Here is a 24,463-nt window from a genome sequence, read left to right as displayed (position 1 = left end):
CGTTTGGTCGGGAACCCGGACTTAGGGGAACGGCAGCGGTTCGAGGTTGTTGCTGCCGACCGAGGAAAAGGCGTTGTCGGAGCCCGGTTCGACACGAATTTGCCATTCCGGGAACGGCTCGAACTTGAAGGCCACGTCCGGCTTTCCCTTGACGTCGGAGGGCTTGCCGCCCTTGTGGCAACTGACGCTGACGACGGTTCCCGCCGTCCGTCCGACGCACCAGAAATCGGCTTCCGGAACGCCCTTGCGTTTGCGCACCATGAGCCAGGTCAGCAGTGTCGGGTCCTTCCTGTCCGGCCCCTGGTAGTCGAACGACCAGATCGCCGGCACCTGGTCGGAGCGCCCGCCACGATCCGGCAGGACGGTGCGTTCGAGCTTGAAATCGAGCCCCTTCACCTCACGCAGCCACAGGTCGGAGCCGTACCACTCCCCGCCCCCGCTGGCGCCGCCGAACATGTAGCCGTCGCGGTGCGCGGCCAACTGAGTCAGGGCGTCGCCCAGGTTGGCCGCCACACCGGGATCGAGCCGGCGCCCGCCACTGGGCGCCGGGTTCAGCGGCGTCAGCGTCAATCGTTCTCGAAAGCCGCTCTTCACCACCCGCAGGCCGTCGGCCGACAGGCGCAGGGTCCAGATGGTGTCCGGCGGCCGCAGGGCCCGGCTGCGCAGGGAAGACCGGCTGAAGCACTGAATCTCATAGCGATCGGCATTGCCGCCGCCCCGGCAGAAGCGGCCGGTATCGAAGTCGGGGCCTGTGTCCGGCCAGATGTCGTCGTATTTGAAGCCCTTGCCGTTGTAGCGAAACACCTGCGGCGGAGCGTCCTTGTCACGCCGGATTTCGACGACCATCACGCCGTCCTCGACCGACACCCGCGCCCTGGCGTCCGGCAACACCGCGCCAAGCCCTTCGGCCACCCGAAGGTCCTGCGGACCTCGGGCCGCCAGCTGCTCGATGAAGGTCGGCTCGGCGGCCAGGGCGGCCGGCGCCGACAGGAGCAGGGCGAAGCTCAGACAGACGGCGCGCATGCACGGCCTCCTTCAGCCCGAAACATGCGGCCTGCCAGGGGTTGCCGCATCCCCAGAACGAGGGGGTTCAGGCCAGCGCCGCCAACAGCACCCCGACCGCCGTCGCCCCGCCGAACAGCCACTGCCAACGACTGATGTGCTCGGCGAACAGCCGCTTGCCGGCCAAGGCCGCGATCGGCATCTCGACCACCCCGACCGCCCGCACCAGACCGGCGGGGGCCAGGGCCAGGGCCACGAACCAGCCGGCCGAGGCCAGGGCCCCGAACAGGCCAGCGCCCATCGACACCCGCCAGGACCGCAACACGGCGATCAGGGCCGGGCGGGCGAACAGCAGCATCCAGCTGCCCAGCGCCAGGCTCTGGATGGCCTGGACCACGGCCACGGTGACCAGGGCGGCGGGGATGGGATGGCTGAGGTCCAGCGCATGGCTGGCCTGGCGGAAGGCGTTGGCGCTCACCGCGAAGCTGGCCCCCGATACCGTGCCCAGGATGGCGGCGCTCCAGTCGCGCGGCCCCTCGATGCGGCGTGGCCAGCTCAGCGCCGTCAGCCCCGCCGTGGCCAGCAGGATGCCGCCCCAGGCCGCGGCGCTGAGGTGATCATGGAAGACGAAGAAGCCGATCAGGGCCGCGAACGGCAGGCCGCTCTGCTGGAACGCGGTGCCCAGCGCGAAGCTGGAGCGGTGCATGGCGACCAGCAGCGCGGCCGTAGCCCCGATCTGAGCGAAGGCGCCGAGCGTGGCCCAGGCGAAGAAGGCCGGGGTGAACTGCAGGGCGTGCGGCGCCACCCCCATGGCCACGGTCGCGAAGACGCAGGCAAACGGCAGGCCGAACAGGAACCGCACCAGGGTCGCGCCCCACGGCCCGCCGGCCCCCAACAGACTGCGCTGAGCAGCGTTGCGCGCCACCTGGAAGGCGGCGGCGGCGACGGTGACGGGAATCCACAGCATGAAGAGGTTCGCCTACACGCCCCTCCCCGCCCCGTCATCCTCCGGCTTGTCCCGAGGATCCATGGTCAGGTCAGGCGCGAACGTCGCCGCGGACCGCGTGGATCATCACCACGGCCCGTGCGAGCGGAAGAATGGGTCCTCGGGACAGGCCCGAGGATGACGACGTTGTCAGAACCCGCTTGCGATGGCCGTTTCCGGCCGGCTCTTTTCCTTGCGGGAGAAGAGGTTGTTGAGCGCGTTGACGTAGGCCTTGGCGCTGGCCGTCAGGGTGTCGGTGTCCGCCGCCTGTCCGGTGGCGATGCGGCCGTCCTCCTCCAGACGCACCGAGACCTGGGCCTGGGCGTCCGTGCCTTCTGTCACCGCATGCACCTGGAACAGGCGCAGGGCGGCGGCGTGGGGCACGATGGCGTGGATGGCGTTGAACACCGCATCGACAGGACCGTCGCCGGTCGCCTCGGCCGTCTTTTCCTCGCCATCGACATCCAGGGTCAGCTCGGCCGACTGGCCGTCGGTGCCGGCCACGACCCGCAGGCGGACGACGCGGATCTTCTCCGAACCGCGCGCCAGGGCGTCGTCGACCAGGGCGATGATGTCGTCGTCGAAGACATGCTTCTTCTTGTCGGCCAGTTCCTTGAAGCGGACGAAGGCCTCGTTCAGGGCGTTCTGGCCCAACTCATAGCCCAGCGCCTTCAGCTTCTCGCGGAAGGCATGACGGCCCGAATGCTTGCCCATGACCAGGTTGGTGGCGCCCTGCCCGACGTCCTCGGGCCGCATGATCTCGTAGGTCTCGGCGTTCTTCAGCATCCCGTCCTGGTGGATGCCGCTCTCGTGGGCAAAGGCGTTCTTGCCGACGATGGCCTTGTTGAACTGCACCGGGAAGCCGGTGATGGCCGACACGTAGCGGCTGGCGCGGGTGATGTGGATCGGGTCAACGCCGCTGTCGAAGCCCAGGTCCTCGCCGCGGACGCGCAGGGCCATGACGATCTCTTCCAGCGCCGCGTTGCCCGCCCGCTCGCCGATCCCGTTGACCGCGCATTCGACCTGACGCGCCCCGCCCTGGATGGCGGCGATGGAGTTGGCCACGGCCAGGCCCAGGTCGTTGTGGCAGTGGGCCGAGAAGACCACTTCGTCGGCGCCGGGCACCTTGGCGATCACATCGCGGAACATCGCGCCGTACTCTTCCGGGTACGAATAGCCGACGGTGTCGGGCAGGTTGATGGTCTTCGCGCCGGCCTTGATGGCGGCTTCAACGCAGCGGTACAGGAACTCGCGGTCGGTGCGGGTGGCGTCTTCCGCCGACCATTCGACATCGCCGCACAGGTTGCGGGCCTTGGCGACCGAGGCGGTGACCGCCTCCAGCACCTGCTCTGGCTCCATCTGCAGCTTCCACTTCATGTGCACCGGGCTGGTGGACAGGAAGGTGTGGATGCGGCCGCGGGCGGCCGGGCGGATGGCCTCGGCGCAACGCTCGATGTCGCCGGCGGCGGCGCGGGCCAGGCCGCAGACCGTGCTTTCGGTGACGATCCTGGCGATCTCGCGCACGGCCTCGAAGTCGCCGTTCGAGGCGATCGGGAAGCCGGCCTCGATGACATCGACCCCCATCTCCTCGAGGATCTTGGCCAGCTCCAGCTTCTCGTCCAGGGACATGGAGGCGCCGGGCGACTGCTCGCCGTCGCGCATGGTGGTGTCGAATACGATGACGCGCTGGGCGCCGGTGATGATCGAACTCATGGGGTAAAATCTTTCGTCGCGTATGGCTTGGGCGGGTGGAGCTTTTTGCCCCTGGGCGACCCGCCGCGACGTATGCGCAGCTAGACGGTCATCCAGGGGCAGCTAAGCCCGAGGAGCCGAAGAAGACGCAGGGTGTCGCGCTGGCGATCCATGCTGCCGATGTACAGATTCACCCTGAATCACGCAAGCTTTTTGCGCCGATGCGCGATTATGCCGCCTGCTGAGCAAGAACCTTCCGCACCGCCGGCCGCAACCTGACCCGCTCGCGATGCTCGTAGACTTTCGGGAACCGGCGGCAGTCCACCCCGTCGCCCTCCAGCCAGTCGGCCATGGCGAAGAGGTAGAGGTCACAGACGCTGAAATCCTCGCCCAGCACCCAGGGTCCGATGAAGAGATCGTCCTCGATCACCTGGAACACCCCGGCCATGGTCTCCGGCACCTTGGCGGTCAGATGGGCGATGGCCGCCGGATCGTCCGCCCAGCGATAGCCGCGCATCTTGTGGGCGTGGGCGACGTGGACGGTGGTGGCGAGGTAGGCGTTGAAGGCCTGGGCCTGGGCAAAGCCGAACGGGTCGGTCGGCGCCAGCCGGGCCTCCGGATAGCTCTGGGCGACCCAGGCAAGGATGGCCATATTTTCGGTGATCACCCCCTCGTCGGTGACCAGCGCCGGCACTCGGCCCTTGGGGTTGATCGCCAGGTACTCGGGCGTGCGCTGCTCCTGTTTGGAGAAGTCGACGCGCAGGGCGTTGTAGTCCGCCCCCGCTTCTTCAAGCGCGAGACGGGCGACATCAGAGGCGGAGCCGGGCACGTAAAACAGGGTCAGCATGGGCGATACCTTTCGCCCTCACCCCTACTGCGGCCGGGTAACGATCGGGAAGTCTCCTTTCGGTGCATCGAACCACCCGAGCATTTTCACCAGCGCCCCGACGTTGCCCTCGACCTTGACGCCCGACTGACCGGCCAGGCCCTTGCCGCTGAGCAGCGCCTGCAGGAGCATGGCCCGGGGCAGCGTCACCGTCGCCTCGGCCGTCGCACCCTCGCCGGCCGGACGGGCGACCAGCACCTGGTTGCGCACCGTCACCAGCACCCGCTCCTGCCGCTCGGGGAAGACGAACAGAACCGAAGCCTGGCCATCGCCGACCTTTTCCGGGTTCAGCCGCACGGCCAGCAGGTCGAACAGCATCGGCGTGGTCATGCTCATGACGATGTCCGGCGAGTTCGAGACCACCGAAGGCGGCGGCAGGCCATGGCGCAGCTCGCCGGCCCCGGTCAGGTAGATGTTGCGCCACAGGCTGCTCTCGGCCTGGTAGCCCAGCTGGTCATAGGTTCGGGCCAGCTGTTCGGCCGCCGCCTTGTCGGCCGGATCGGCCTGCACGACGTTGTTGAGCAGGGTTGCCGCCCAGGCATAGTCGGCCGCGTCAAAGGCCTTGGCCGCCAGGGTCCGCACCTTCTCCGCCCCGCCCATGGCCTCGACATACCGCCTGGCCTGCTCGGCCGGCGGCAGCACCGCCAGGCTCGACGGGTTGGCGTCGTACCAGCCCATGTAGCGCTGATAGACCGCCCGGCTGTTGAAGCTCATCGTCCCGTAGTAGCCGCGGTTGAACCACTGGTTCGCCAGGACCGGCGGCAGCTTGATGCGGTTGGCGATCTCGGCCCCGACGTAGCCCTGGTTCATCAGCCGCACCGACTGGTCGTGCAGGAACTTGTAGGCGTCGCGGTGGCTCAGCAGATAGTCGTTGATCACCGCCTGGCCAAAGCGCGGCCAGCCATGGCTGGTGAACATCACGTCGGTTCTGGGGCCGTACAGCTCAACCGCTTCCGACAGGTCGTCGGCCCAGACCTTGGCGTCCCGCACCAGCGCTCCGCGCGGCGTGAGCACATTGTGCATGGTCGGGTTGGCGTTCTCGGCCATGCACAGCGCACGGAACTGCGGCAGGTAGATGTTCATCTCGGCCGGCGCCTCGGTGCCGGGCGTGAACTGGAAGACCATCTCGATGCCGTCCACCGTCATCGTCTGGCCGGTGCGCTCGATGATGTCGCGCGGCGCGATCAGGGTCACCGTGCCCTTGGCCACGGCCTGGCCGATGCCGGAGCTGACCTGTCCCTGCGGCCCGGGCGCCAGGTTGTGGCCGAACTGGTAGTTGGCCCGCCGGCTCATGGCCGTGCCGGCGATGACGTTCTCCGACACCGCCTCTTCCAGGAAGCCGTGCGGTGCGATCACCCGCACGTCGCCCGGCCCCGTGCCGACATCCTTTTCGTCGATCACCCCCCGCACCCCGCCGAAGTGGTCGACATGGCTGTGGGTATAGATGACGGCGACCACCTTGCGGGCCCCGAGCGTCTCGTTGACCAGGTCGAGCGCCGCCCGGGCGGTCTCGGTGGTGGTCAGGGGATCGATGATGATCCAGCCCGTGTCGCCCTGGATGAAGGTGATGTTGGCGATATCGAAGCCGCGCACCTGCCAGATCCGGTCCGAGACCTTGAACAGGCCGTTCAGCGACAACAGCTGGGCCTGTCGCCAAAGGCTGGGGTTCACGCTGGCCGGCGCCTCGCCCTCGATGAAGTCGTAGGCGCCGAGGTTCCAGGCCACGCTGCCGTCAGCCCGCTTGATCAGCGGGTCCTTCCGCGTGGTGACGAAGCCGCGCCGGGCGAAGTCGAAGTCCTGCCGATCCGCGAAGGGCAACTCCGCCTTCAGCTTGGCCTGCGCCGCCGCGGTGGCGGCGGTTGGGGCTTCCGCCGCTGGCGCATGGCCCGCCATCATCAGGGCGACCACCGCCGCCGTCGCCGCCAGTCCACGCATGCAGGCCTCCCCATTCTGTCACTGAAGAATGGCAGACCGGGGCAGCACCATTTGTAACTGGAGTTACAGTTTTTGCAGGACCGAGTTCAGGACTCAGCCTGCTCCAACGCCGCCTGCTGGGCCTCATGCTTCTTCAGCCAGCGGCGGGCGTACAGGCCGATGGCGATCCAGGCCGCCACCACCAGGGCGATGCTGATGTAGTGGCCAACGTTGCCCTGGCCCTTGAAGCTCTGGACCAGGGAATTGCCGGCGAAGGCGGTCAGGGCGATCTTGGGAATGATCCCCAGCCCCGTGCCGGCCGCGAAGTCGCGCTGGCGCATCGGCGCGACGCCCGCCGCCATGTTGACGACGATGAAGGGCGCCGAGGGCACCAGCCGCACGATAAGGCTGGCCAGGAAACCGTTCTCGCCGATCAGCCGCATGAAGCTGTTGACGCCCTTGCCACCGACGTTGCGCAGCAGCTTGCCGCCGAACATCCGGCCCATCCAGAAGCCGATCTGGGCCGACACCAGGGTGCCGATCCAGCTGTAGGTCATGCCCAGCCACGGCCCGAAGGCGACGACGGCCGCCGCGATCAGCACGATCTGCGGCACGCCCAGGAAGGCCAGCACGGCAAAGGCTCCGACCGCCACCGGCAGACCCCAGATCCCGTGCACCGAACCCAGCCAGGTCTCGATGGTCGATTCCCCGTCCAGGCCGATCAACGGCGCCCCGAACAGGAAGACGATGCCCACGCCGCCGAACAGCAGAAAGCTGACCGCCACCGACCGCCAGGCCCTGGCGTCCATGTTCAGGACGAATTCGATAAAGGCCTTCATGTGAGCGAAGGCCTCGCCGATTGCCGCGATGGGGTCAAGCGAAGGTTGCGGGAGCGCACGGGTGCGGCTGCGATCGGGGGCGGCGTAGCTCATCACAACTCCATCGGCCCCGAGCCGCTTCAACCGGTCCGACGACGGAGCGGTTCCACAAACCCTTGTATGACTTTGGTTCCCCCTTCTTCATTTTGAGAGGATGGGCCTTTGCGGCTACGCTCCCGGGATGAACCTCCTCGGCGTCTCCGGCAGCCTGCGCGCGGCCTCCTTCAACACCACCCTGCTGCATGCGGCCCGGGACCTGCTGCCCGACGGCGTCAGCCTGACGATCCACGGCCTGCACGATCTGCCCCTGTTCAATCAGGACGTGGAATCTGAGGGCGACCCGCCCGCCGTCACTGCCTGGAAGGACGCCATCCGCGCCGCCGACGGCATCCTTTTCGCCTGCCCCGAGTACAACGCCGGCATCACCGGCGTGCTCAAGAACGCCATCGACTGGGCCAGCCGCGGCTCCCCTGCCCCGCTGACCGGCCAGATCGCCTGCATCGTCGGCGCCAGCCCCGGGATGACCGGCAGCGCCCGCGCCCAGGACCAGCTGCGCCTGATCCTGCGCCGCACCCTGACTCGCGTCGCCCCGATCGGCGAGGTTCTGGTCTTCCAGGCCCATACCAAGATCGTCGATGGCGCCCTGACCGACGAGAAGACCACCACCTTCCTCGGCGCTCATCTGCAGGGCTTCGTCGACGAGGTGCGCCGCTACCGGGCCGGCTGACACCCTCTCCACGAAAACTGCACGGCTCGGCATGTTGCGGCGCGGCGCCCCCGCGCGTAAGACCCCCGCAATCCTGAAATCATCAAACCTCCAGGGGAGCCCTTACCGATGTCGCTCGAATCCGCCGCTCTGGCCCGCGTGAAGCCGTCCGCCACCATCGCGGTCACGGCCAAGGCCCGCCTGCTGCAGCGCGAGGGGCGAAACGTCATCGGCCTGGGCGCCGGCGAGCCCGACTTCGACACCCCGGACAACATCAAGCAGGCGGCCATCGCCGCCATCAACGCCGGCAAGACCAAATACACCGACGTCGACGGCATCCCGGAGCTGAAGGAAGCCATCTGCGCCAAGTTCGCGCGCGAGAACGGCCTGACCTACAGACCCAGCCAGATCAACGTCTCGCCGGGCGGCAAGCCGGTCATCTACAACGCCTTCGTCGCCACCCTGAACCCGGGCGACGAGGTGGTCATCCCGACCCCCTACTGGGTCAGCTACCCGGACATGGTCTACCTGGCCGGCGGCGAGCCGCGCTTCGTCCAAACCAGCGCCGCGACCAACTTCAAGGTCGAGCCCGCGGCGCTTGAGGCGGCGATCACGCCCCGCACCCGCTGGGTGCTGCTGAACAGCCCGTCCAACCCGTCCGGCGCCGCGTACACGCGCGACGAACTGCGGGCCATCGGCGAGGTCCTGCTGCGCCATCCGCAGGTCTGGATCCTGACCGACGACATGTACGAGCACCTGGTGTTCGACGACTTCGAGTTCACCACCATCGCCCAGGTCGTGCCCGAGCTCTACGACCGCACACTGACCATGAACGGGGTGTCGAAGGCCTACAGCATGACCGGCTGGCGCATCGGCTACGCCGGCGGCCCCGAGCCGCTCATCAAGCTGATGGGCAAGGTGATGAGCCAGTCGACCTCCAACCCCTGCTCGGTCTCGCAATGGGCGGCGGTCGAGGCGTTGAACGGGCCGCAGGACTTCATCAAGCCCAACGCCAGGCTGTTCCAGGAGCGCCGCGACCTCGTCGTCTCGATGCTGAACCAGGCCAGCGGCATGCACTGCCCGACCCCGGAAGGCGCCTTCTACGTCTATCCGTCGGTGGCCGAGCTGATCGGCAAGACCGCGCCCACGGGCAAGGTCATCACCGATGACGAGGCCTTCGCCAGCGAACTGCTGGAGTCGGAGGGCGTCGCCGTGGTGCACGGCGCCGCGTTCGGCCTCTCGCCCCACTTCCGCATCAGCTACGCGACCTCGAACGCGGTGCTGGAAGAGGCCTGCAGCCGGATTCAACGGTTCTGCGGCGCGGTCCGCTAAGCTCCGTCGCCGGACGAAGCACCCCGGTTTGGGACGTTACCCACCGGTCACATCTCCGCGACTAAATCGGCTTTGGAAATATTTGGGTAAGCATTCGCGTGATGCTTGTAGTTCAATCGCACTAAGCGCGAATCGAACGCATCATCATTTTGAGGCCTGCATCCCATGCCCTTCACCGCCGTAGTCGCCCTGACCTCGCTTGACGGAACCACCGGGACCCAGATCACGGGTGAAGCCGCCAGCAATTACGCCGGCCAGTCCATCGCCAACGTCGGCGACATCAACGGCGACGGCATCGACGATTTCGCCGTCGGCGCCACCGGCGTCGGCGGGGCCAGCCAGGGCGCGGTCTATGTCGTGTTCGGCACGGCCTCAGGCTTCCCGGCGGCGTTCAACTTCAACACCCTCACCGGCGCCAACGGCTTCCAGATCAACGGCGGCGAATACGCCCAGGACTTCGTCGGCGTCTCGGTCGCCGGCGCGGGCGACGTCAACAACGACGGCATCGACGACCTGATCATCGGCGCCTCGGGCGCCGACCCGGACGGCGGCGGCTCCGGCGCGGCCTATGTGCTGTTCGGCAAGAACGTGGCGGTCGATGGCGCCTTCGCCAGCGACATCGCCACCAGCAGCCTGACCGGCACGACCGGCTTCCAGATCAGCGGCACCAACGGCGGCGACGGCCTCGGCTTCTCGGTCGCCCTGGGCGACTTCAACGGCGACGGCATCGAGGACATGCTGATCGGCGCCAACCAGGCCGACAGCTACCGCGGCGCGGGCTACGTGATCTTCGGCAAGGACACGGCCGTCGACGGCGCCTTCGCCGGCAACATCGACGTGGCCACGCTTGACGGCACCAACGGCTTCAAGATGCCGGCCATCAACTCTTACGACTACGTCGGCACCTCGGTGTCGAACGCCGGCGACGTCAACGGCGACGGCATCGACGACATCGCCGTCAGCGCCCAGGGCGCCGACCCCAACGGCTCCAACTCCGGCGCCGTCTACATCGTCTTCGGCAAGAACACCGCCTTCACCGCCACGGTCAGCCTCAGCGCCCTGGACGGCACCGACGGCTTCCGCATCTCCGGCACCGCCGCGGGCGACCAGTTCGGCATCAGCGCCGCCGGAATCGGCGACGTCAACGAAGACGGCATCGACGACGTCCTGGTCGGCTCCAACGGCCTGACTAACAATGGCGGCGCCTTTGTCATCTTCGGCAAGGACACCGCTGTTGACGGCGATTTCGCCAGCAACGTCAACGCCTCCGCCCTCGACGGAACCAACGGCTACCGGATCGACGGCGAGCTCTCGGGCGACAACCTCGGCATCCGCGTCGCCGGTACGGGCGACGTCAACGGCGACGGCGTCAACGACTTCATCGTCGGCGCCACCGGCAAGGACGACGCCGGCTCCAACGCCGGGGCCGCCTACGTCATCTTCGGCGGCGCCGGCGTCGGCTCCACGGGCAGCGTGTCCCTGGCCGGTCTCGACGGAACCAACGGCTTCCAGATCAACGGCGAGGCCGCTGGCGACAACCTCAGCCGCGTCGCCGGCTGGGGCGATTTCAACAACGACGGGGCCATGGACATCCTGGTTTCCACCTCCTTCCACGACGCTGGCGGCAACAACAGCGGCGCGGCCTGGATCATCTTTGGTGAAGTCGGCGCCAACATGCTCGCCGGCACCGGCGCCGATGACGACCTGACCGGCACCGCGGGAGTCGACATCGGCGACGGCGGCGACGGCAACGATATCCTGCGCGGCCTGGCCGGCGACGATGTACTTGATGGCGGCGCCCTGTCCGATCAGCTGTTCGGCGGCGACAACGACGATGTTCTCGGCGGCGACGCCGGCGGCGACCTCCTCTATGGCGAAGCCGGCGTGGATGAACTGAACGGGGGCGACGGGGCCGACAAGCTGTTCGGCGGCACGGGGACCGACGAGCTCAATGGGGGGCTCGGCAACGACCGCATGGACGGCGGGACCGATGTCGATAGCCTGAACGGCAACGAGGGCAACGACTACCTCGACGGCGGGGCCGGCGCCGACATCATGACCGGCGGCTTGGCCAATGACATCTACATCGTCGACGACGTTGGTGACCAGACCATCGAACTGTCCGGCGAAGGCTTCGACATCGTCCGCACCGCCCTCGACGGCTGGGTTCTGGCCGCCAACGTCGAGGGGCTTGAGCTACAGGGTTCCGCCGACATCGACGGCAGCGGCAACAGCGGCGCCAACAACCTTCAGGGCAACAGCGGCTCCAACACCCTGAGCGGGGCCGCCGGCGTCGACACCATCAATGGCAACGACGGCGACGACTTCATCGTCGGCGGCGAAGGCAACGACCTGCTGCGCGGCGGCCTCGGCGCGGACACTTTCGTCGTCGCCCATGCCTTCGGCGCGACGCTCGAAACCGACCAGATCTATGATTTCAACGCGGCCGAGGGCGATATCATGGACTTCTCGGCCGCCTATATCGGAACACTCTCCGAGGTGGCCAGCTTCGGCAAGAACGCCGGCGAGATGACCGTGACCTTCGCGGCCGGCATCACCACCGTCCGCCTGGACATCAACGGCGACGGCAAGACCGACTACCAGGTCAAGATCAACGGCGATGTCACCGGCGAGACCGGCGACTGGATTCTCTAGGCGGCTACTGCGGCGGGGGCAGTCCGTAGCGCCCGTCGCAAGCCCGCATCTCTGCGAACAGCGGCTCGGCGGGGGCCTTCTTCTCCAGGAGGATGGCCTTCACTCGGGTTTCCGCCGCCGCCTGGACCTCTTTGCCGATCGCCAGCCGGTCCAGTTTCGGGTTGGCGCCGGCATAACGCAGCAGCGCCCCGTCGGCCCGCTGGAAGAAGACGCCGGCCAACGGCGGATTGGCCTGATTGCCGTAAGACAGGGCCAGGTAGGCCACCGCACAACTCTTGTCGTCGACCACCGGCGGTTTGGCCGCCGGCGGTGGCGGGGCCTTGGCGACCGGTGGCGGCGCCTTTGGCGGCGGGGGTTTGACCGGCGCCATCGAGGGGACCGGGCCCAGGGGCGGCTTGAGACCGAACGCGGCGTCGCAGCGGGCCGCGAGCCGCAGAACCTCGAGGATCGGCTTGGGATCGGAGTCGATGCCGCCCTTCAGAAGCATCATCTCGAAATTCTGGCTGTAGGCCTCCCAGTCGCTCGACTGGTAGTCGGCGACAGCCTTGTCGACCACCGGCGACGAAGCGCGGGCGTCGAAGTCGATCTTGTCGAAGTTGGGCGTCGCCCGAGCTTCGGCCGACAGCGTCATCAGCGACGACTTCTGCTTGTGGAGCGCGTCATAGACCCCCTGGCAGGTCGGCCCGTCGCTCTTCCACGCCTCTGCCGCCAGAGCCGGCGATCCGGCCAGCAACAGGAGAACAACACCCAAACCCAGCCGGACCATCGCGCGCCTCCCCTGTGCACGACGATCTTAAGCTGGAAGAGCGCGGCCGTGCATGCCCGTATTGGGGGGTGCGCGGCCCTTGTGGTCCTAGTGCTTTTCGCGCCAGGCCGCCTTGGCGGCATCGGCCGTCAGGCTCAGCCGGACCTTGTCGTCATCCACATAGTCGACCCAGCTGAGCGGGATCATGTGATGTTTGAAGCCGCCGGCCAGGTCGATCTTGGCCAGCTCGATGTCCGTGCCGACCACATGGTCCACGCGGCCGACATGCTTTTCGTCGGAGCCGATGACTTCCATATGTTCGCGGATGTTGGTGGCGTCGGTCATTTGGCTACTCCCGGACAGGTTACGCGGACCTGCACAACGGCTGTGCGGCGGGAGGGTTTCAGACTAGATTTCGCCCATGGCTGACGTGATCAACCTCAACAAGGCCCGCAAGGCGAAGGCCAGGGCCGCCGGCAAACAGTCGGCCGTAGAGAACCGCGCGAAGTTCGGCCGGACGGGTGCGGACCGCTCCCTGGAAGCCGCCCGCAAGGCCAAGGCCGACCAGGCGCTCGACGGCGCGAAGCTCAGGGACGACGAGCAAACCTAGCTCTCCCCCCGCGAAGTGGGGGGAGGACCGCTTTGGAGCGAGAGCGACAAAGCAGGAGGGGGGTACCCCTGTCCGACGACAATCCCAACCGCCGGTGGGCCCGCCTCCTGCTTTCTCGCTTGGGCTCGAAAGCGGTCCTCCGCCCAAAGGGCGGAGAGCTTGGATGCCGCTACTCGACGCCCAGCTTCGCCTTCAGAATCGCGTTGACCGCCGCCGGGTTGGCCTTGCCGGCCATTTCCTTCATCACCTGGCCGACGAACCAGCCGATAGCCTGCGGCTTTTCCTTTACCGCCGCCGCCTGACCGGGGTTGGCGTCGATCAGCTTCTGCACGACCGCCTCGATGGCCCCGGTGTCGGTGACCTGCACCAGCCCGTGCTTCTCGACGATGGCGGCCGGAGCCCCCTCGCCCGCCCACATGTGCTCGAAAACCTGCTTGGCGATCTTCGAGGAGATGGTTTCCTTCTCGATCAGCTCGACCAGGGCGGCGATATCGGCCGGCGGGATCGGCGAAGCGTCGAATTCCAGCCCGTCGAGGGCCAGCTTGGCCGCCAGCTCGTTGGTCGTCCAGTTGGCCACCAGCTTGGCGTTCCGCCCCGCCGCCGCCGTCTCGAAGAAGGCCGCCAGGGCCGCATCGCTGGTCAGCACGCCGGCGTCATAGGGCGACAGCCCGTACTGGCTCTGCAGCCGCGCCTTCTTGGCGTCGGGCAGTTCCGGCAGGCTGGCTTCGATTTCCTTCACCCAGGCCGCGTCGATGACCAGCGGCAACAGGTCCGGATCGGGGAAGTAGCGATAGTCCATCGCCTCTTCCTTCGACCGCATCGAGCGGGTCTCGCCCTTGGTCGGGTCGAACAGGCGGGTCTCCTGGTCGATCTTGCCGCCGTCCTCGAGGATCTCGATCTGGCGGCGCGCCTCGTACTCGATGGCCTGCTGGATGAAGCGGTAGCTGTTGACGTTCTTGATCTCGCAGCGCGTGCCCAGATGCTCGAAGCTGCCGGTCTCGCGGAACCTGTCATAGCCGCCGACCCGGCAGACCGAGACGTTGACGTCGGCCCGCAGGTTGCCCTTCTCCAGGTCGCCGTCGCAGGTGCCCAGGGTGACCACGATGGCCCGCACCTTCTTCACATAGGCCGCTGCCTCCGCCGCGGTGCGGATATGGGGCCGCGAGACGATCTCCATCAGCGCCGTGCCCGACCGGTTCAGGTCGATGAAGGTGGCGTTCGGATCGAGGTCGTGGATCGACTTGCCGGCGTCCTGCTCCAGGTGCAGCCGCTCGATGCCGACGGTAAAGGTCGTGCCGTCGTCGCGCTCGACCAGCACCTCGCCCTCGCCGACGATGGGCTGGTCGAACTGGCTGATCTGATAGCCCTGCGGCAGGTCGGGATAGAAGTAGTTCTTGCGGTCGAACCGGCTCTTCAGGTTGATCCTGGCGTTCAGGCCCAGACCCGTCTTCACCGCCTGCTCGACGCAATGCTTGTTGAGCACCGGCAGCATGCCCGGGAAGGCCGCGTCGACCAGGCTCACCTGCTCGTTCGGCCCCGCGCCGAAGCCGACCGCCGCGCCGCTGAACAGCTTGGAGTTCGACGCCACCTGGGCGTGGATCTCCAGCCCCATGACGATTTCCCAGTCGCCGGTGCGACCCTTGATGACATTCGCGCTCATCACCACCACCGTTCCGCACGGGCCTTGAACCCGGCGGCCTTTTCAATCGCGCCGGCCACGGAGAACACCGTCCCCTCGTCCAGCGCCCGCCCGATCAGCTGCAGGCCGAGCGGCAGTCCATTCGCGTCCACACCCGCCGGCACGCTGATCGACGGCAGGCCGGCCAGGTTGGTCGTCACCGTGAAGACGTCGTTCAGGTACATGGCGATGGGATCGGCGTTCCGCTCGCCCAGCGCAAAGGCCGCCGACGGCGCCGTCGGGGTCAGCAGCACGTCGCACTGTTCCCAGGCCCGGTCGAAGTCATCGGCGATGCGCCGGCGCACCTTCTGGGCCTTCAGGTAATAGGCGTCGTAATAGCCGGCGCTCAGCACATAGGTGCCGATCAACAGCCGCCGTTTCACTTCCGCGCCAAAACCTTGCGCCCGGGTGTTCTCGTAGATCTCGGTGAGGTTCTTGCCCTCGGCCCGGAAGCCGTAGCGCATGCCGTCATAGCGGGCGAGGTTCGACGAGGCCTCGGCCGGCGCCACGATGTAATAGGCCGGCAGGGCGTATTTGGTGTGGGGCAGCGACACCTCGACGATCTCGCAGCCGGCCTCGCGCAGCCAGGCGACGCCGTCTTCCCACAGCTTCTCGATCTCGGCCGGCATGCCGTCGACGCGGTATTCCTTCGGAACCCCGACCCGCAGACCCTTCACCGACTTGCCGACAAAGCTGGCGAAATCAGGCGTTTCGACCGGCAGGCTGGTGCTGTCCTTGGGATCGTACCCGGCCATGCTGGTCAGCAGAATGGCCGCATCCTCGACCGTCTTGGCGATTGGCCCGGCCTGGTCCAGCGAAGACGCGAACGCCACCACGCCCCAGCGCGAGCAACGCCCATAGGTCGGCTTGATCCCGACCGTCCCCGTGAACGCCGCCGGCTGGCGGATCGACCCGCCGGTGTCGGTCGCCGTGGCGCCCAGGCACAGGTCGGCCGCCACCGCCGCCGCCGAGCCGCCCGAGCTGCCGCCCGGGGTCAGAGACTGGTTGCCGCCCTTGATCTTCCACGGGTTCACAACCGGCCCGAAGGCGCTGGTTTCGTTGGACGAGCCCATGGCGAACTCGTCCATGTTCAGCTTGCCCAGCATGACCGCACCGTCGCCGAACAGGTTGGCGGTGACGGTGCTCTCATAGGGCGGCTTGAAGTCGCCGAGGATCTTCGAACAGGCCGTGGCCCGCACACCCTCGGTGCAGAACAGGTCCTTGATGCCCAGCGGGGCGCCTTCCAGCGGCCCGGCCGTCCCGGCGGCGATCTTGGCATCCGAGGCGGCGGCCATCGCCAGCGCCTTCTCCGGCGTCTCGAGCACAAAGGCGTTCAGCGGCCGCGCCGCCGCGACGGCGTCCACGTGGGCCTGGGTCAGCTCGACGGCGGAAAACTCTTTGGCCTTAAGGCCTTCCAGCGCGGTCTTCAGGGAGAGGGAGGTAAGCGACGACATCTATTCCACCACCTTCGGCACGATGAAGAAGCCATCGACCGTCTTCGGCGCATTCAGCACCACCTTGTCGACATAGGCCCCGTCGGTGACCACGTCCTCGCGCAGCGGCAGCACGGCGGCCACCGCCGAGGTCATCGGCTCGACCCCGTCGGTATCCACCTCGGCCAACTGTTCGATCCACTGCATGATGCCGTCGATCTCCCTGGCCATCGGCTCAAGGGCTTCTTCGGGCACGGCAATCCGGGCGAGACGGGCGACCTTGCGCACCGTGGCGGCGTCAACGGCCATTGGCCAAACTCCAGTCGAAACGAGAGCCGGTGGTTAGCCGCGCCGAGGCCGCTTTGACAAGGAGAACCGGCCTTTTCGGCGCTATTTCCAGCCGAACGCCTACTTGATCTTGATCTTCAGCGTCCGCTTGTCCTGCACCCGGCTGAAGTCCAGCGTCACCGTGCGGTCGCGGCCGTTCTCGATGACGTCCAGTTCGGCGCCGGTGAAGTCGTCCTCGGCCACGATGCGCCAGCGCTCGAAGGCGCCGATCTCATAGGTCAGCCAGCCCGTCATCGACTTCGGCGAGGCGATGGTGATGAACAGGGTCCCCTGGTCCACATAGAGCCAGGTTTCGGTCGGCGCGTCGGCCACCGGATCGGCCCCGCGCGGCGGCGGCGTCCCCATCATCGTGGTCAGGGTGCGGCTCTGCACCGAGACGGACCATTCCTGAGCGGAGGCCGGCGTGGCGAGGAGCAAGACGGCGAGGGCGGAGATGAGGATACGCATGCCCCTACCCTCGCTCGCTTTGATCCGGCGCGCTTCCTCATTTCGGGGGGCTGCGTTTGACCTGGCGCCGGTGCGCGCCTACAGCCCGCCCATGGCCATCCTCGACATCCTCGACCTGCCGGCCGCCCTGCCGCAGTACGCGCCACTTGTCGGCCTCGACCCGGGCGAGAAGACCATCGGCGTCGCGGTCTCCGACATAACCCGCACAGTCGCCAGTCCGCTGGACGTCATCCGCCGCGAGAAGTTCACCAGGGACGCCGAAGCCCTGTTCAAACTGATGGACGAGCGGGGCGCCAAGGGCATCGTCATCGGCCTGCCGGTCAACATGGACGGCACGGAGGGCGTCCGGGCTCAGTCCAACCGCGCCCTGGCCCGCAACCTGCTGCGTCTCCGCGACCTGCCCATCGCCTTCTGGGACGAACGGCTGTCGACGGCGGCGGTGACCCGCGTCCTGATTGACGAGCATGATGTGAACCGCAAGAAACGCGGCGAGGTCGTGGATAAACTGGCCGCGACCTGGATCCTGCAGGGCGCGCTGGAGCGACTGCGCAACGCCTAGACACCAATACCTCCCCCTTTGGGGGAGGGGGACCGCGCGCGAAGCGCGGGGTGGTGGGGGCAGCGCCGGCCCATCAAGCACACCCACGTTCTGGCGCGGCGGCAACAGCAGCGTTCAGGATCAACCCGATACGCCGGTGCTGCCCCCACCACCACCGGCTTCGCCGGCGGTCTCACTCCCCCCTTGGGGGAGGAACTGAGCCCTACCCCGCCACCTTCACCATCCGCTTGCCGACGTTCTCCCCGGCCAGCAGCCCGATCAACGCGCCCGGCAGGCTCTCCAGCCCCTGCAGAACATCCTCCTGCACCTTCAGCTGGCCGCTCTTGGTCCAGGCCTGCAGATCGGCCATCGCCTGATCGTTCTTCTCGGCGAAATCGCTGACGATGAACCCCCGCAGGCGAAGCCGCTTGGTGACGATCAGCCCCGGCACCCCGCGCGGCCCGAACGGCGCGGCGTTCTCGTACTGCGACACCGCCCCGCAGCAGGCGATCCGTCCGTGCACGTTCATCTGGAACAGGCAGGCCTCGAGGATCTCGCCGCCGGTGTTGTCGAAATAGACGTCGATGCCGCCCGGACAGGCCGCCTTGAGATCCTTGAACAGATTGCCGCCCTTGTAGTCGACCGCCGCATCGAACCCGAACTCGTCTACCAGCATCCGGCACTTGGCCGCCCCGCCGGCGATGCCGACCACCCGGCAGCCCTTGATCTTGGCGATCTGGCCGACGAACAGCCCGACCGACCCCGCCGCCGCCGACACCACCACCGTCTCCCCGGCTTTCGGCTCACCGCACTCCAGCAGGCCGAAATAGGCCGTCAGCCCGGCCACCCCGAACACGCTGATAAGATTGGTCAACGGCTCGACCCGGGGCAGTTTGCTGAGGTTCCTGGCCTTCAGCACCGCGTATTCCTGCCAACCGGTGTCGGCGAACACCAGGTCGCCGGCCTTCAGATTGTCGGCCTTTGACTCGACCACCTCGGCCAGCGCCCCGCCGGCCATGACATCCCCCGCCTGCAGCGCCGAGCGGTAGGTCGCCCCCTGCATCCAGGCCCGGTTGGCCGCATCGAGGCTGACGTACAGCACCTTCAGCAGCACCTCGCCCTCACCCGGCGATCCGACCGTCCCCTCGCTCGTGCGAAAATGCGTCGGCTCCAGCTTGCCCTTGGGCAGGTCGGCGAGGACGATCTGGCGATTGGCGGTCATGGCGGCGCTCCCTGAGATTTTCCGCAAGTTCGCACTCCGCGCCGCCCCCGTGAACCCTCCAGCTTCGTGCGGAATTTTACCCGGTAAAAATTCGGTCGCCGGAATTGCGCGCCCAACCACCGCCCGTTCCCAGGTGTTCAGAGGGGGTGGTTTCAGGGAGGACGTTCCCGTGTCGCGCATCGGTCGAAACGCCCCCGCCGGCGGACGCCGAGTAGGTTGTAGATGGGTGCTTATCGACTGAATTATTTGATCTTTTTTTCTTCTACAGAACCCCGACTTGCTCCCTTCGCGGTATAATGGTCGCCGCTTCGGTAAGACCACCCCGGGAATCCCTGTACAGCCGTCCCATGAGCGCAATCCTCCTCGGCGTCCTGCCCGTCTTCGCGATGATCGCGCTCGGCTGGGGCCTGCGGGCCAGCAAGTTCATCCCCGAAGAGCACTGGCCGGCCATCGAGCGGATCACCTATTTCGTCTTCTACCCGGGCTTCCTCGCCCCCGCCGTCTGGCAGGCAGACTTCTCGGCCCTGTCGGCCGGCCCCCTGGCCATCGGCACGATGGGCGGCATCGCCATCGTCGCTATCGCCGTCCTGCTGGCCAAGCCCCTGCTCAAGCTGTCGGACGCCTCCTACACCTCGGTCTTCCAGGGATCCTTGCGCTGGAACGCCTTCGTCTTCCTGCCGCTGGTGGCGGTGGTCTACGGCCCGGCCGGCGCCAGCCTGGGCGCGATGATCATGGGCGCCCTGATCCCGGCCATCAACATCGTCTGCGTCCTGGTCATGAGCCGTTGGGGCGAGGGCCAGGGCGGCGGGATCAAGTCCGCCCTCAAGGGCCTGGCCCAGAACCCGGTCCTCTGGGGCTGCGGCATCGGCGCCCTGCTCAATGTCCTGCACGTCCCCAAGGTCCCGGTTGTGATGACCACCGTCGGCCTGCTCTCCGACGCCGCTTTCGCGCTGGGCCTGCTGGTCGCCGGCGCCGGCCTCAACTTCGCCTACGTCCGCCGCCGCCAACTGCTGATCTTCACCGTCAGCGCCATCAAGATCCTCGTCCTGCCGGTCCTGATGTGGGGCCTCACCCGCCTGGCCGGCGGCGACGAGACCGCCCAGGGCATAGCTCTTCTGGCCGGCTCAGCGCCCGGCGCCGCCGCGTCCTACGTGCTGGCCCGTCAGATGGGCGGCGACGCCCCGCTGATGGCCGGGATCGTCGCCTTCACCACGGTCGCCAGCCTGCTGACCATTCCCGCCCTTCTCATCGTCTTCCACCTGCCGTAAGAGGGCGGCTCATGACGGCCAGCGCCCCGGGAATCGACGACCTCCGAAGCAGGACCTTCCCGTTTCCGTTCCGTCATTTCGTTTCGGCGGGCGATCTCAACATCGTCCAGGTCACCGAACTCCTCGACCTCGCCGACCACTTCGTCGATTTCAACCACCGCGCCTCCAAGAAGCTCGACCTTCTGAAGGGCCGCACGGTGATGAACCTCTTCTTCGAGGCCTCGACCCGCACCCAGTCCAGCTTCGAGATCGCCGCCAAGCGCCTCGGCGCCGACACGGTCAACATGAGCCCGCGCTCCTCGTCGATGACCAAGGGTGAGACCCTCATCGACACCGCCGTCACCCTCAACGCCATGCAGCCGGACATCCTCATCGTCCGCCACGGCAGCAGCGGAGCCGCCGCGCTGCTGGCCCAGAAGGTCGGCTGCAGCGTCGTCAACGCCGGCGACGGCCAGCATGAACACCCCACGCAGGCCCTGCTCGACGCCCTGGCCATGCGCAGGGCCTTCGGCTCGCTAGCCGGTCTGACCGTCGCCATCTGCGGCGACGTCGCCCACAGCCGGGTGGCCCGCTCCAACGTCGCCATGCTCAGCATCCTGGGCGCCGAGGTCCGCCTCGTCGGCCCGCCGACCCTGATTCCGGCCGGGGCCGAACACTGGGGCGTCGAGATCCATCACGACATGAAGACCGGCCTCAAGGGCGTCGACGTGGTCATGATGCTGCGCCTCCAGCTGGAGCGGATGCAGGGCGCCCTGGTGCCCTCGACCCGTGAGTACTTCCGCTTCTACGGCCTTGATCGCGAACGGCTTTCCTATGCCGCCAGCGGCGCCAAGGTCATGCACCCCGGCCCCATGAACCGCGGCGTCGAGATCGACAGCGATGTCGCCGACGACCCGGCCGTCAGCCTGATCCAGAACCAGGTCGAGATGGGCGTCGCCGCCCGCATGGCGGTGCTGGCCAGCCTCGCCCACCGCCTGGACAACGCCTGATGGCCCGGCCGCAACCCACCGCCTTCCAGAACGCCCGCCTGGTCGATCCCGAGAGCCGCTATGATGGTCCGGGCTCCGTGATCGTCTCCGAAGGCGTCATCGCTGACGTCGCAAAAGGGCGTGAATTCAAGGACCTGTCCGGCGATGTTCGCGTCATCGACTGCGAAGGCGCCATGCTCTCGCCCGGCCTCATCGACCTGCGCGTCAAGACCGGCGAGCCCGGCGCCGAGACCAAGGAAACCCTGAAGTCCGCCGCCCAGGCCGCCGCCGCTGGCGGCGTCACATCCATGGTCGTCCAGCCCGACACCGATCCGGCCGTCGACGATCCGGCCATGGTCGACTTCATCCTGCGCCGGGCCCGCGACATCGAGCTGGTCAACGTCTACCCGGCTGGCGCGGCCTCCAAGGGCCTAAAGGGCCAGCAGCTGGCCGAGATCGGCCTGATGCGCGACGCCGGCTGCGTCTACATCACCAACGGCGACCAATCGATTGTAGATTCACGGGTTTTCCGCCGTATCCTGGCCTACGCCAAGGCCTTCGGCATGCTGGTCGCCCACCGCCCCGCCGATCCCTGGCTGACCGGCGACGCCGGCGCCACCGAGGGCGACTTCGCTGCACGCCTCGGCATCCCGGCAGCCCCGACCGCCGCCGAAACCATCATGCTCGAGCGCGACCTGGCGCTGGCCGAACTGACCGGAGCCCGGCTGCTGGTCGACCAGATCACCTGCGCCGCCAGCCTGGCCGCCCTCAAGCGGGCCAAGGATCGCGGCGTGAAGGTCCACGCCTCCGTCTCGATCAACCACCTCAGCTTCAACGAGCTGGACATCGGCGACTACCGCACCTTCGCCAAGCTCGACCCGCCGCTGCGCAGCGAGGCCGACCGCCAGGCCCTCATCGACGCCCTGGCCGACGGCCTGATCGACGTCGTCGTCTCGGCCCACGCCCCTGCTCCGGCCGAGGACAAGCGCCTGCCTTACGCCGAGGCCGCGCCGGGCTCGGTCGGTCTCGAAACCCTGCTGCCCGCCCTGCTGGCCTTCCACCACGACGAGCGCATCCCGCTCGTCGACCTGATCCGCGCCGTCACCCTGGCCCCGGCTCAGCTGCTCGGCCTGCACGCCGGGCGCCTGGCCCCCGGCGCCCCGGCCGACCTGGTCCTCTGCGACCTCGGCGCCCCGGTCATCGTCGACGCCGACAAGCTGCGTTCCAAATCCAAGAACTCCGCCTTCGACGGCCGCCGCCTGCAAGGCCAGGTGCTGATGACCCTCGTTGACGGCAGAACCGTCTACCGCACCGCCGACTGACCTCTTGCTCAGCGACAATCGGCGCGGCAGTGTCGCGTCGGGAGGAACAAACATGGAATCCTTGGCCGGCGCCGTCTATCTGACGCTGGGACTCGTCGCCATAGGCGGCTACCTGCTGGGCTCGATCCCGTTCGGGCTGCTCAGCGCCCGCATCGCCGGGATCGACATCCGCACCGTGGGCTCGGGCAACATCGGGGCGACCAACGTCCTGCGCACGGGCCGCAAGGACCTGGCGCTGCTGGCCCTGATCGGCGACAGCGGCAAGGGCGCCCTGGCCGTGCTGCTGGCCGGCCTGCTGACACACTGGAACGCCGCCGCCATGGCGCTCGCCGCTGGCGCGGCCTTCACCGGCCACCTCTTCCCGGTCTGGCTGAAATTCAAGGGCGGCAAGGGCGTCGCCACCTTCTTCGGCACCATGCTGGCCATCGCCTGGCCCGTCGGCCTCCTGGCTGGGGTCGCCTGGCTGCTGATCGCCTTCCTGATGCGGATCTCGTCCCTGGCCGGCCTGACCGCCGTGGCCCTGGCCCCCTTCTTCGCCCTCGCTACCGAACAGCCCTACCCCGTCGTCGTGCTGGCCGTGTTCATGGCCGTGCTGGTCTTCATCCGCCACCGCGACAACATCGGCCGCCTGCTCAAGGGCACGGAGCCCAGGATCGGCGCCAAGAAGGACGCGCCACCCGCCGCATGACCAACGAGGAGCGCCTCGCCTGGCTGCGCCTGGCCCGCACCGAACAGGTCGGGCCGGTCGCCTTCGAGAACCTGGTCGGCCGCTATGGTTCGGCCGTGGCGGTCATGGCCGCCCTGCCGGACCTCGTCCAGCGGGCCGGCCGCACAGGTCCCTTGCGCATCCCCGGCCTGGACGACGCCCGCCGCGAACTCGAGGCCGGAGAGCGGATCGGCGCCAAGCTCTTCTGTTCCTGCGAACAGGCCTTCCCCTATCTGCTGGCCGCTATCGACCCACCGCCGCCGCTCATCTGGGCCCTCGGCGACCTGACCCTCGCCAGTCGCCCGACCGCCGCCATCGTCGGCGCCCGCGTCGCCTCGGCAGGCGGCCAGAAGTTCGCCCGGGGCCTCGCCGCCCAACTCGGCGAAGCCGGCGTCACCGTCATCTCGGGCCTGGCCCGTGGCATCGACGGCGCGGCCCACCTCGGCGCCCTGCCGACCGGAACCATCGCCGTCCTCGGCGGCGGTCCCGACGACCTCTATCCGCCTGAACACGCCGACCTGCACCGCCAGATCGCCGAGCGCGGCGCCGTCGTCTCAGAAAGCCCGCCAGGCTACCGCGCCCAGGCCCGCGACTTCCCGCGCCGCAACCGCATCATCTCGGGCCTCTCCCTGGCCGTGGTGATCGTCGAGGCTGAACTGCGCTCCGGCTCCCTGATCACCGCCCGCCTCGCCAACGAACAGGGCCGCGAAGTTCTTGCCGTCCCCGGTTCGCCGCTCGATCCTCGCGCCAAGGGGACCAACGACCTGATCCGTCAGGGGGCCCAGATGTGCGAGTCGGCCGAAGACGTCCTGAACGCCATCCGCGACATGTCCCTGCGCGAACGCGACCCGCCCGTCTGGAAAGGCCCCGCCGTCAGCGACCGTGAGATCGACGCCTTGCGTGAGCGCCTCGCGGCCCTGCTCTCCCCGACGCCAGTCTCCCGCGATGAGCTGGTCCGGGCCACCGGCGCGCCAGTCCCTGTGGTGCTCGCCGCGCTTACCGAACTGGCCCTGGCCGGCCGCGCCGAACTCCTCTCCGGCGGCATGGTCACGAGCGGCTGACGCCGTACCCGAGTTTCAAACTGGCGTTCAAACGCTCGTTCGGCCATGATGCCGGCAACAAACCAAA

At 67.9% G+C, this 24,463-nt stretch carries 23 protein-coding genes; 10 read left to right on the top strand and 13 right to left on the bottom strand.

The genetic code is table 11. The annotated features are described in order from the left end of the window. Positions 1 to 21 precede the first annotated feature (21 nt). From AC2YG9_RS16170 to AC2YG9_RS16145, 6 genes are all read right to left on the bottom strand, one after another. Positions 22 to 1,023, bottom strand: a complete 1,002-nt coding sequence (locus AC2YG9_RS16170) for a hypothetical protein (protein WP_487299011.1) — start codon at positions 1,021 to 1,023, stop codon at positions 22 to 24. 67 nt (positions 1,024 to 1,090) lie between these two features. Continuing rightward, on the bottom strand, positions 1,091 to 1,969 hold the full coding sequence (locus AC2YG9_RS16165; protein ID WP_487299010.1) for an EamA/RhaT family transporter: 879 nt from the start codon (positions 1,967 to 1,969) through the stop codon (positions 1,091 to 1,093). A gap of 168 nt (positions 1,970 to 2,137) precedes the next feature. Continuing rightward, the gene (locus AC2YG9_RS16160; protein WP_487299009.1) at positions 2,138 to 3,700 is read right to left on the bottom strand and encodes a 2-isopropylmalate synthase; all 1,563 of its coding nucleotides are present in this window, start codon (positions 3,698 to 3,700) and stop codon (positions 2,138 to 2,140) included. 208 nt (positions 3,701 to 3,908) lie between these two features. Continuing rightward, positions 3,909 to 4,526 (bottom strand): glutathione S-transferase family protein, encoded by a 618-nt coding sequence (locus AC2YG9_RS16155; protein ID WP_487299008.1) that lies wholly within the window; start codon positions 4,524 to 4,526, stop codon positions 3,909 to 3,911. A gap of 24 nt (positions 4,527 to 4,550) precedes the next feature. Further along, positions 4,551 to 6,500, bottom strand: a complete 1,950-nt coding sequence (locus AC2YG9_RS16150) for an alkyl/aryl-sulfatase (RefSeq protein ID WP_487299007.1) — start codon at positions 6,498 to 6,500, stop codon at positions 4,551 to 4,553. Between the two features lie 86 nt (positions 6,501 to 6,586). Next, positions 6,587 to 7,318: a TVP38/TMEM64 family protein gene (locus AC2YG9_RS16145; protein ID WP_487299076.1), complete on the bottom strand. Its 732-nt coding sequence runs from the start codon at positions 7,316 to 7,318 to the stop codon at positions 6,587 to 6,589. Between the two features lie 220 nt (positions 7,319 to 7,538). On the opposite strand from AC2YG9_RS16145, the gene AC2YG9_RS16140 reads away from it, so the two are divergent. The 3 genes from AC2YG9_RS16140 to AC2YG9_RS16130 all read left to right on the top strand — a co-directional run bounded on the left by AC2YG9_RS16140 (position 7,539) and on the right by AC2YG9_RS16130 (position 12,050). Then, entirely contained in the window at positions 7,539 to 8,084 is a 546-nt protein-coding gene (locus AC2YG9_RS16140) for an NADPH-dependent FMN reductase (RefSeq protein ID WP_487299006.1), read from the top strand. A 108-nt stretch (positions 8,085 to 8,192) separates the two neighbouring features. Continuing rightward, positions 8,193 to 9,395, top strand: a complete 1,203-nt coding sequence (locus AC2YG9_RS16135) for a pyridoxal phosphate-dependent aminotransferase (protein WP_487299005.1) — start codon at positions 8,193 to 8,195, stop codon at positions 9,393 to 9,395. 165 nt (positions 9,396 to 9,560) lie between these two features. Further along, positions 9,561 to 12,050 carry a beta strand repeat-containing protein gene (locus AC2YG9_RS16130; protein WP_487299004.1) on the top strand — a complete coding sequence of 830 codons (2,490 nt, stop codon included), beginning with the start codon at positions 9,561 to 9,563 and terminating at the stop codon, positions 12,048 to 12,050. Between the two features lie 4 nt (positions 12,051 to 12,054). Here the strand turns inward: AC2YG9_RS16130 and AC2YG9_RS16125 are convergent, their stop codons facing one another. After that, positions 12,055 to 12,816, bottom strand: a complete 762-nt coding sequence (locus AC2YG9_RS16125) for a hypothetical protein (RefSeq protein ID WP_487299003.1) — start codon at positions 12,814 to 12,816, stop codon at positions 12,055 to 12,057. 87 nt (positions 12,817 to 12,903) lie between these two features. Further along, complete coding sequence (locus AC2YG9_RS16120) at positions 12,904 to 13,140, bottom strand: DUF2171 domain-containing protein (RefSeq protein WP_487299002.1); 237 nt, start codon at positions 13,138 to 13,140, stop codon at positions 12,904 to 12,906. A gap of 76 nt (positions 13,141 to 13,216) precedes the next feature. Between AC2YG9_RS16120 and AC2YG9_RS16115 the strand changes: the two genes are divergently transcribed. After that, positions 13,217 to 13,405, top strand: coding sequence for a DUF4169 family protein (locus AC2YG9_RS16115; RefSeq protein ID WP_487299001.1), 189 nt, complete (start codon positions 13,217 to 13,219; stop codon positions 13,403 to 13,405). A gap of 169 nt (positions 13,406 to 13,574) precedes the next feature. Here AC2YG9_RS16115 and gatB read toward each other — a convergent pair whose 3' ends face one another. The 4 genes from gatB to AC2YG9_RS16095 form a co-directional block, all read right to left on the bottom strand. Further along, positions 13,575 to 15,065, bottom strand: coding sequence for an Asp-tRNA(Asn)/Glu-tRNA(Gln) amidotransferase subunit GatB (gene gatB, locus AC2YG9_RS16110; protein ID WP_487299000.1), 1,491 nt, complete (start codon positions 15,063 to 15,065; stop codon positions 13,575 to 13,577). After that, the gene (gatA, locus tag AC2YG9_RS16105) at positions 15,065 to 16,537 is read right to left on the bottom strand and encodes an Asp-tRNA(Asn)/Glu-tRNA(Gln) amidotransferase subunit GatA (RefSeq protein WP_487298999.1); all 1,473 of its coding nucleotides are present in this window, start codon (positions 16,535 to 16,537) and stop codon (positions 15,065 to 15,067) included. Before gatA ends, gatB begins: the two co-directional genes overlap by 1 nt. Then, on the bottom strand, positions 16,538 to 16,825 hold the full coding sequence (gene gatC / locus AC2YG9_RS16100; protein ID WP_487298998.1) for an Asp-tRNA(Asn)/Glu-tRNA(Gln) amidotransferase subunit GatC: 288 nt from the start codon (positions 16,823 to 16,825) through the stop codon (positions 16,538 to 16,540). Between the two features lie 99 nt (positions 16,826 to 16,924). Beyond that, positions 16,925 to 17,311: a hypothetical protein gene (locus AC2YG9_RS16095; RefSeq protein ID WP_487298997.1), complete on the bottom strand. Its 387-nt coding sequence runs from the start codon at positions 17,309 to 17,311 to the stop codon at positions 16,925 to 16,927. 91 nt (positions 17,312 to 17,402) lie between these two features. Here AC2YG9_RS16095 and ruvX point away from each other — a divergent pair, with 91 nt between their 5' ends. Then, on the top strand, positions 17,403 to 17,870 hold the full coding sequence (ruvX, locus tag AC2YG9_RS16090) for a Holliday junction resolvase RuvX (protein ID WP_487299075.1): 468 nt from the start codon (positions 17,403 to 17,405) through the stop codon (positions 17,868 to 17,870). Between the two features lie 202 nt (positions 17,871 to 18,072). On the opposite strand, the gene AC2YG9_RS16085 is transcribed toward ruvX, so the two are convergent. Beyond that, complete coding sequence (locus tag AC2YG9_RS16085; RefSeq protein ID WP_487298996.1) at positions 18,073 to 19,071, bottom strand: NADP-dependent oxidoreductase; 999 nt, start codon at positions 19,069 to 19,071, stop codon at positions 18,073 to 18,075. A gap of 347 nt (positions 19,072 to 19,418) precedes the next feature. Between AC2YG9_RS16085 and AC2YG9_RS16080 the strand changes: the two genes are divergently transcribed. Genes AC2YG9_RS16080 through dprA form a run of 5 tightly spaced genes read left to right on the top strand, consistent with a single transcriptional unit; the run spans position 19,419 to position 24,396 of the window. Further along, a complete protein-coding gene (locus AC2YG9_RS16080) occupies positions 19,419 to 20,339 on the top strand; it encodes an AEC family transporter (protein ID WP_487298995.1) in 921 nt (306 codons plus the stop codon). 11 nt (positions 20,340 to 20,350) lie between these two features. Continuing rightward, positions 20,351 to 21,328 carry an aspartate carbamoyltransferase catalytic subunit gene (locus tag AC2YG9_RS16075; RefSeq protein WP_487298994.1) on the top strand — a complete coding sequence of 326 codons (978 nt, stop codon included), beginning with the start codon at positions 20,351 to 20,353 and terminating at the stop codon, positions 21,326 to 21,328. After that, positions 21,328 to 22,629 (top strand): dihydroorotase, encoded by a 1,302-nt coding sequence (gene pyrC, locus AC2YG9_RS16070; RefSeq protein ID WP_487298993.1) that lies wholly within the window; start codon positions 21,328 to 21,330, stop codon positions 22,627 to 22,629. Before AC2YG9_RS16075 ends, pyrC begins: the two co-directional genes overlap by 1 nt. Positions 22,630 to 22,681: 52 nt before the next feature. After that, positions 22,682 to 23,317 (top strand): glycerol-3-phosphate 1-O-acyltransferase PlsY, encoded by a 636-nt coding sequence (gene plsY, locus AC2YG9_RS16065; protein ID WP_487298992.1) that lies wholly within the window; start codon positions 22,682 to 22,684, stop codon positions 23,315 to 23,317. Then, the gene (dprA, locus tag AC2YG9_RS16060; protein WP_487298991.1) at positions 23,314 to 24,396 is read left to right on the top strand and encodes a DNA-processing protein DprA; all 1,083 of its coding nucleotides are present in this window, start codon (positions 23,314 to 23,316) and stop codon (positions 24,394 to 24,396) included. The genes plsY and dprA overlap by 4 nt, the downstream gene beginning before the upstream one ends. Positions 24,397 to 24,463 lie beyond the last annotated feature (67 nt).

The sequence above is a fragment of the Caulobacter sp. SRI_014 genome, from assembly GCF_057586315.1.
This window is presented reverse-complemented; position numbering and strand designations above follow the sequence as displayed.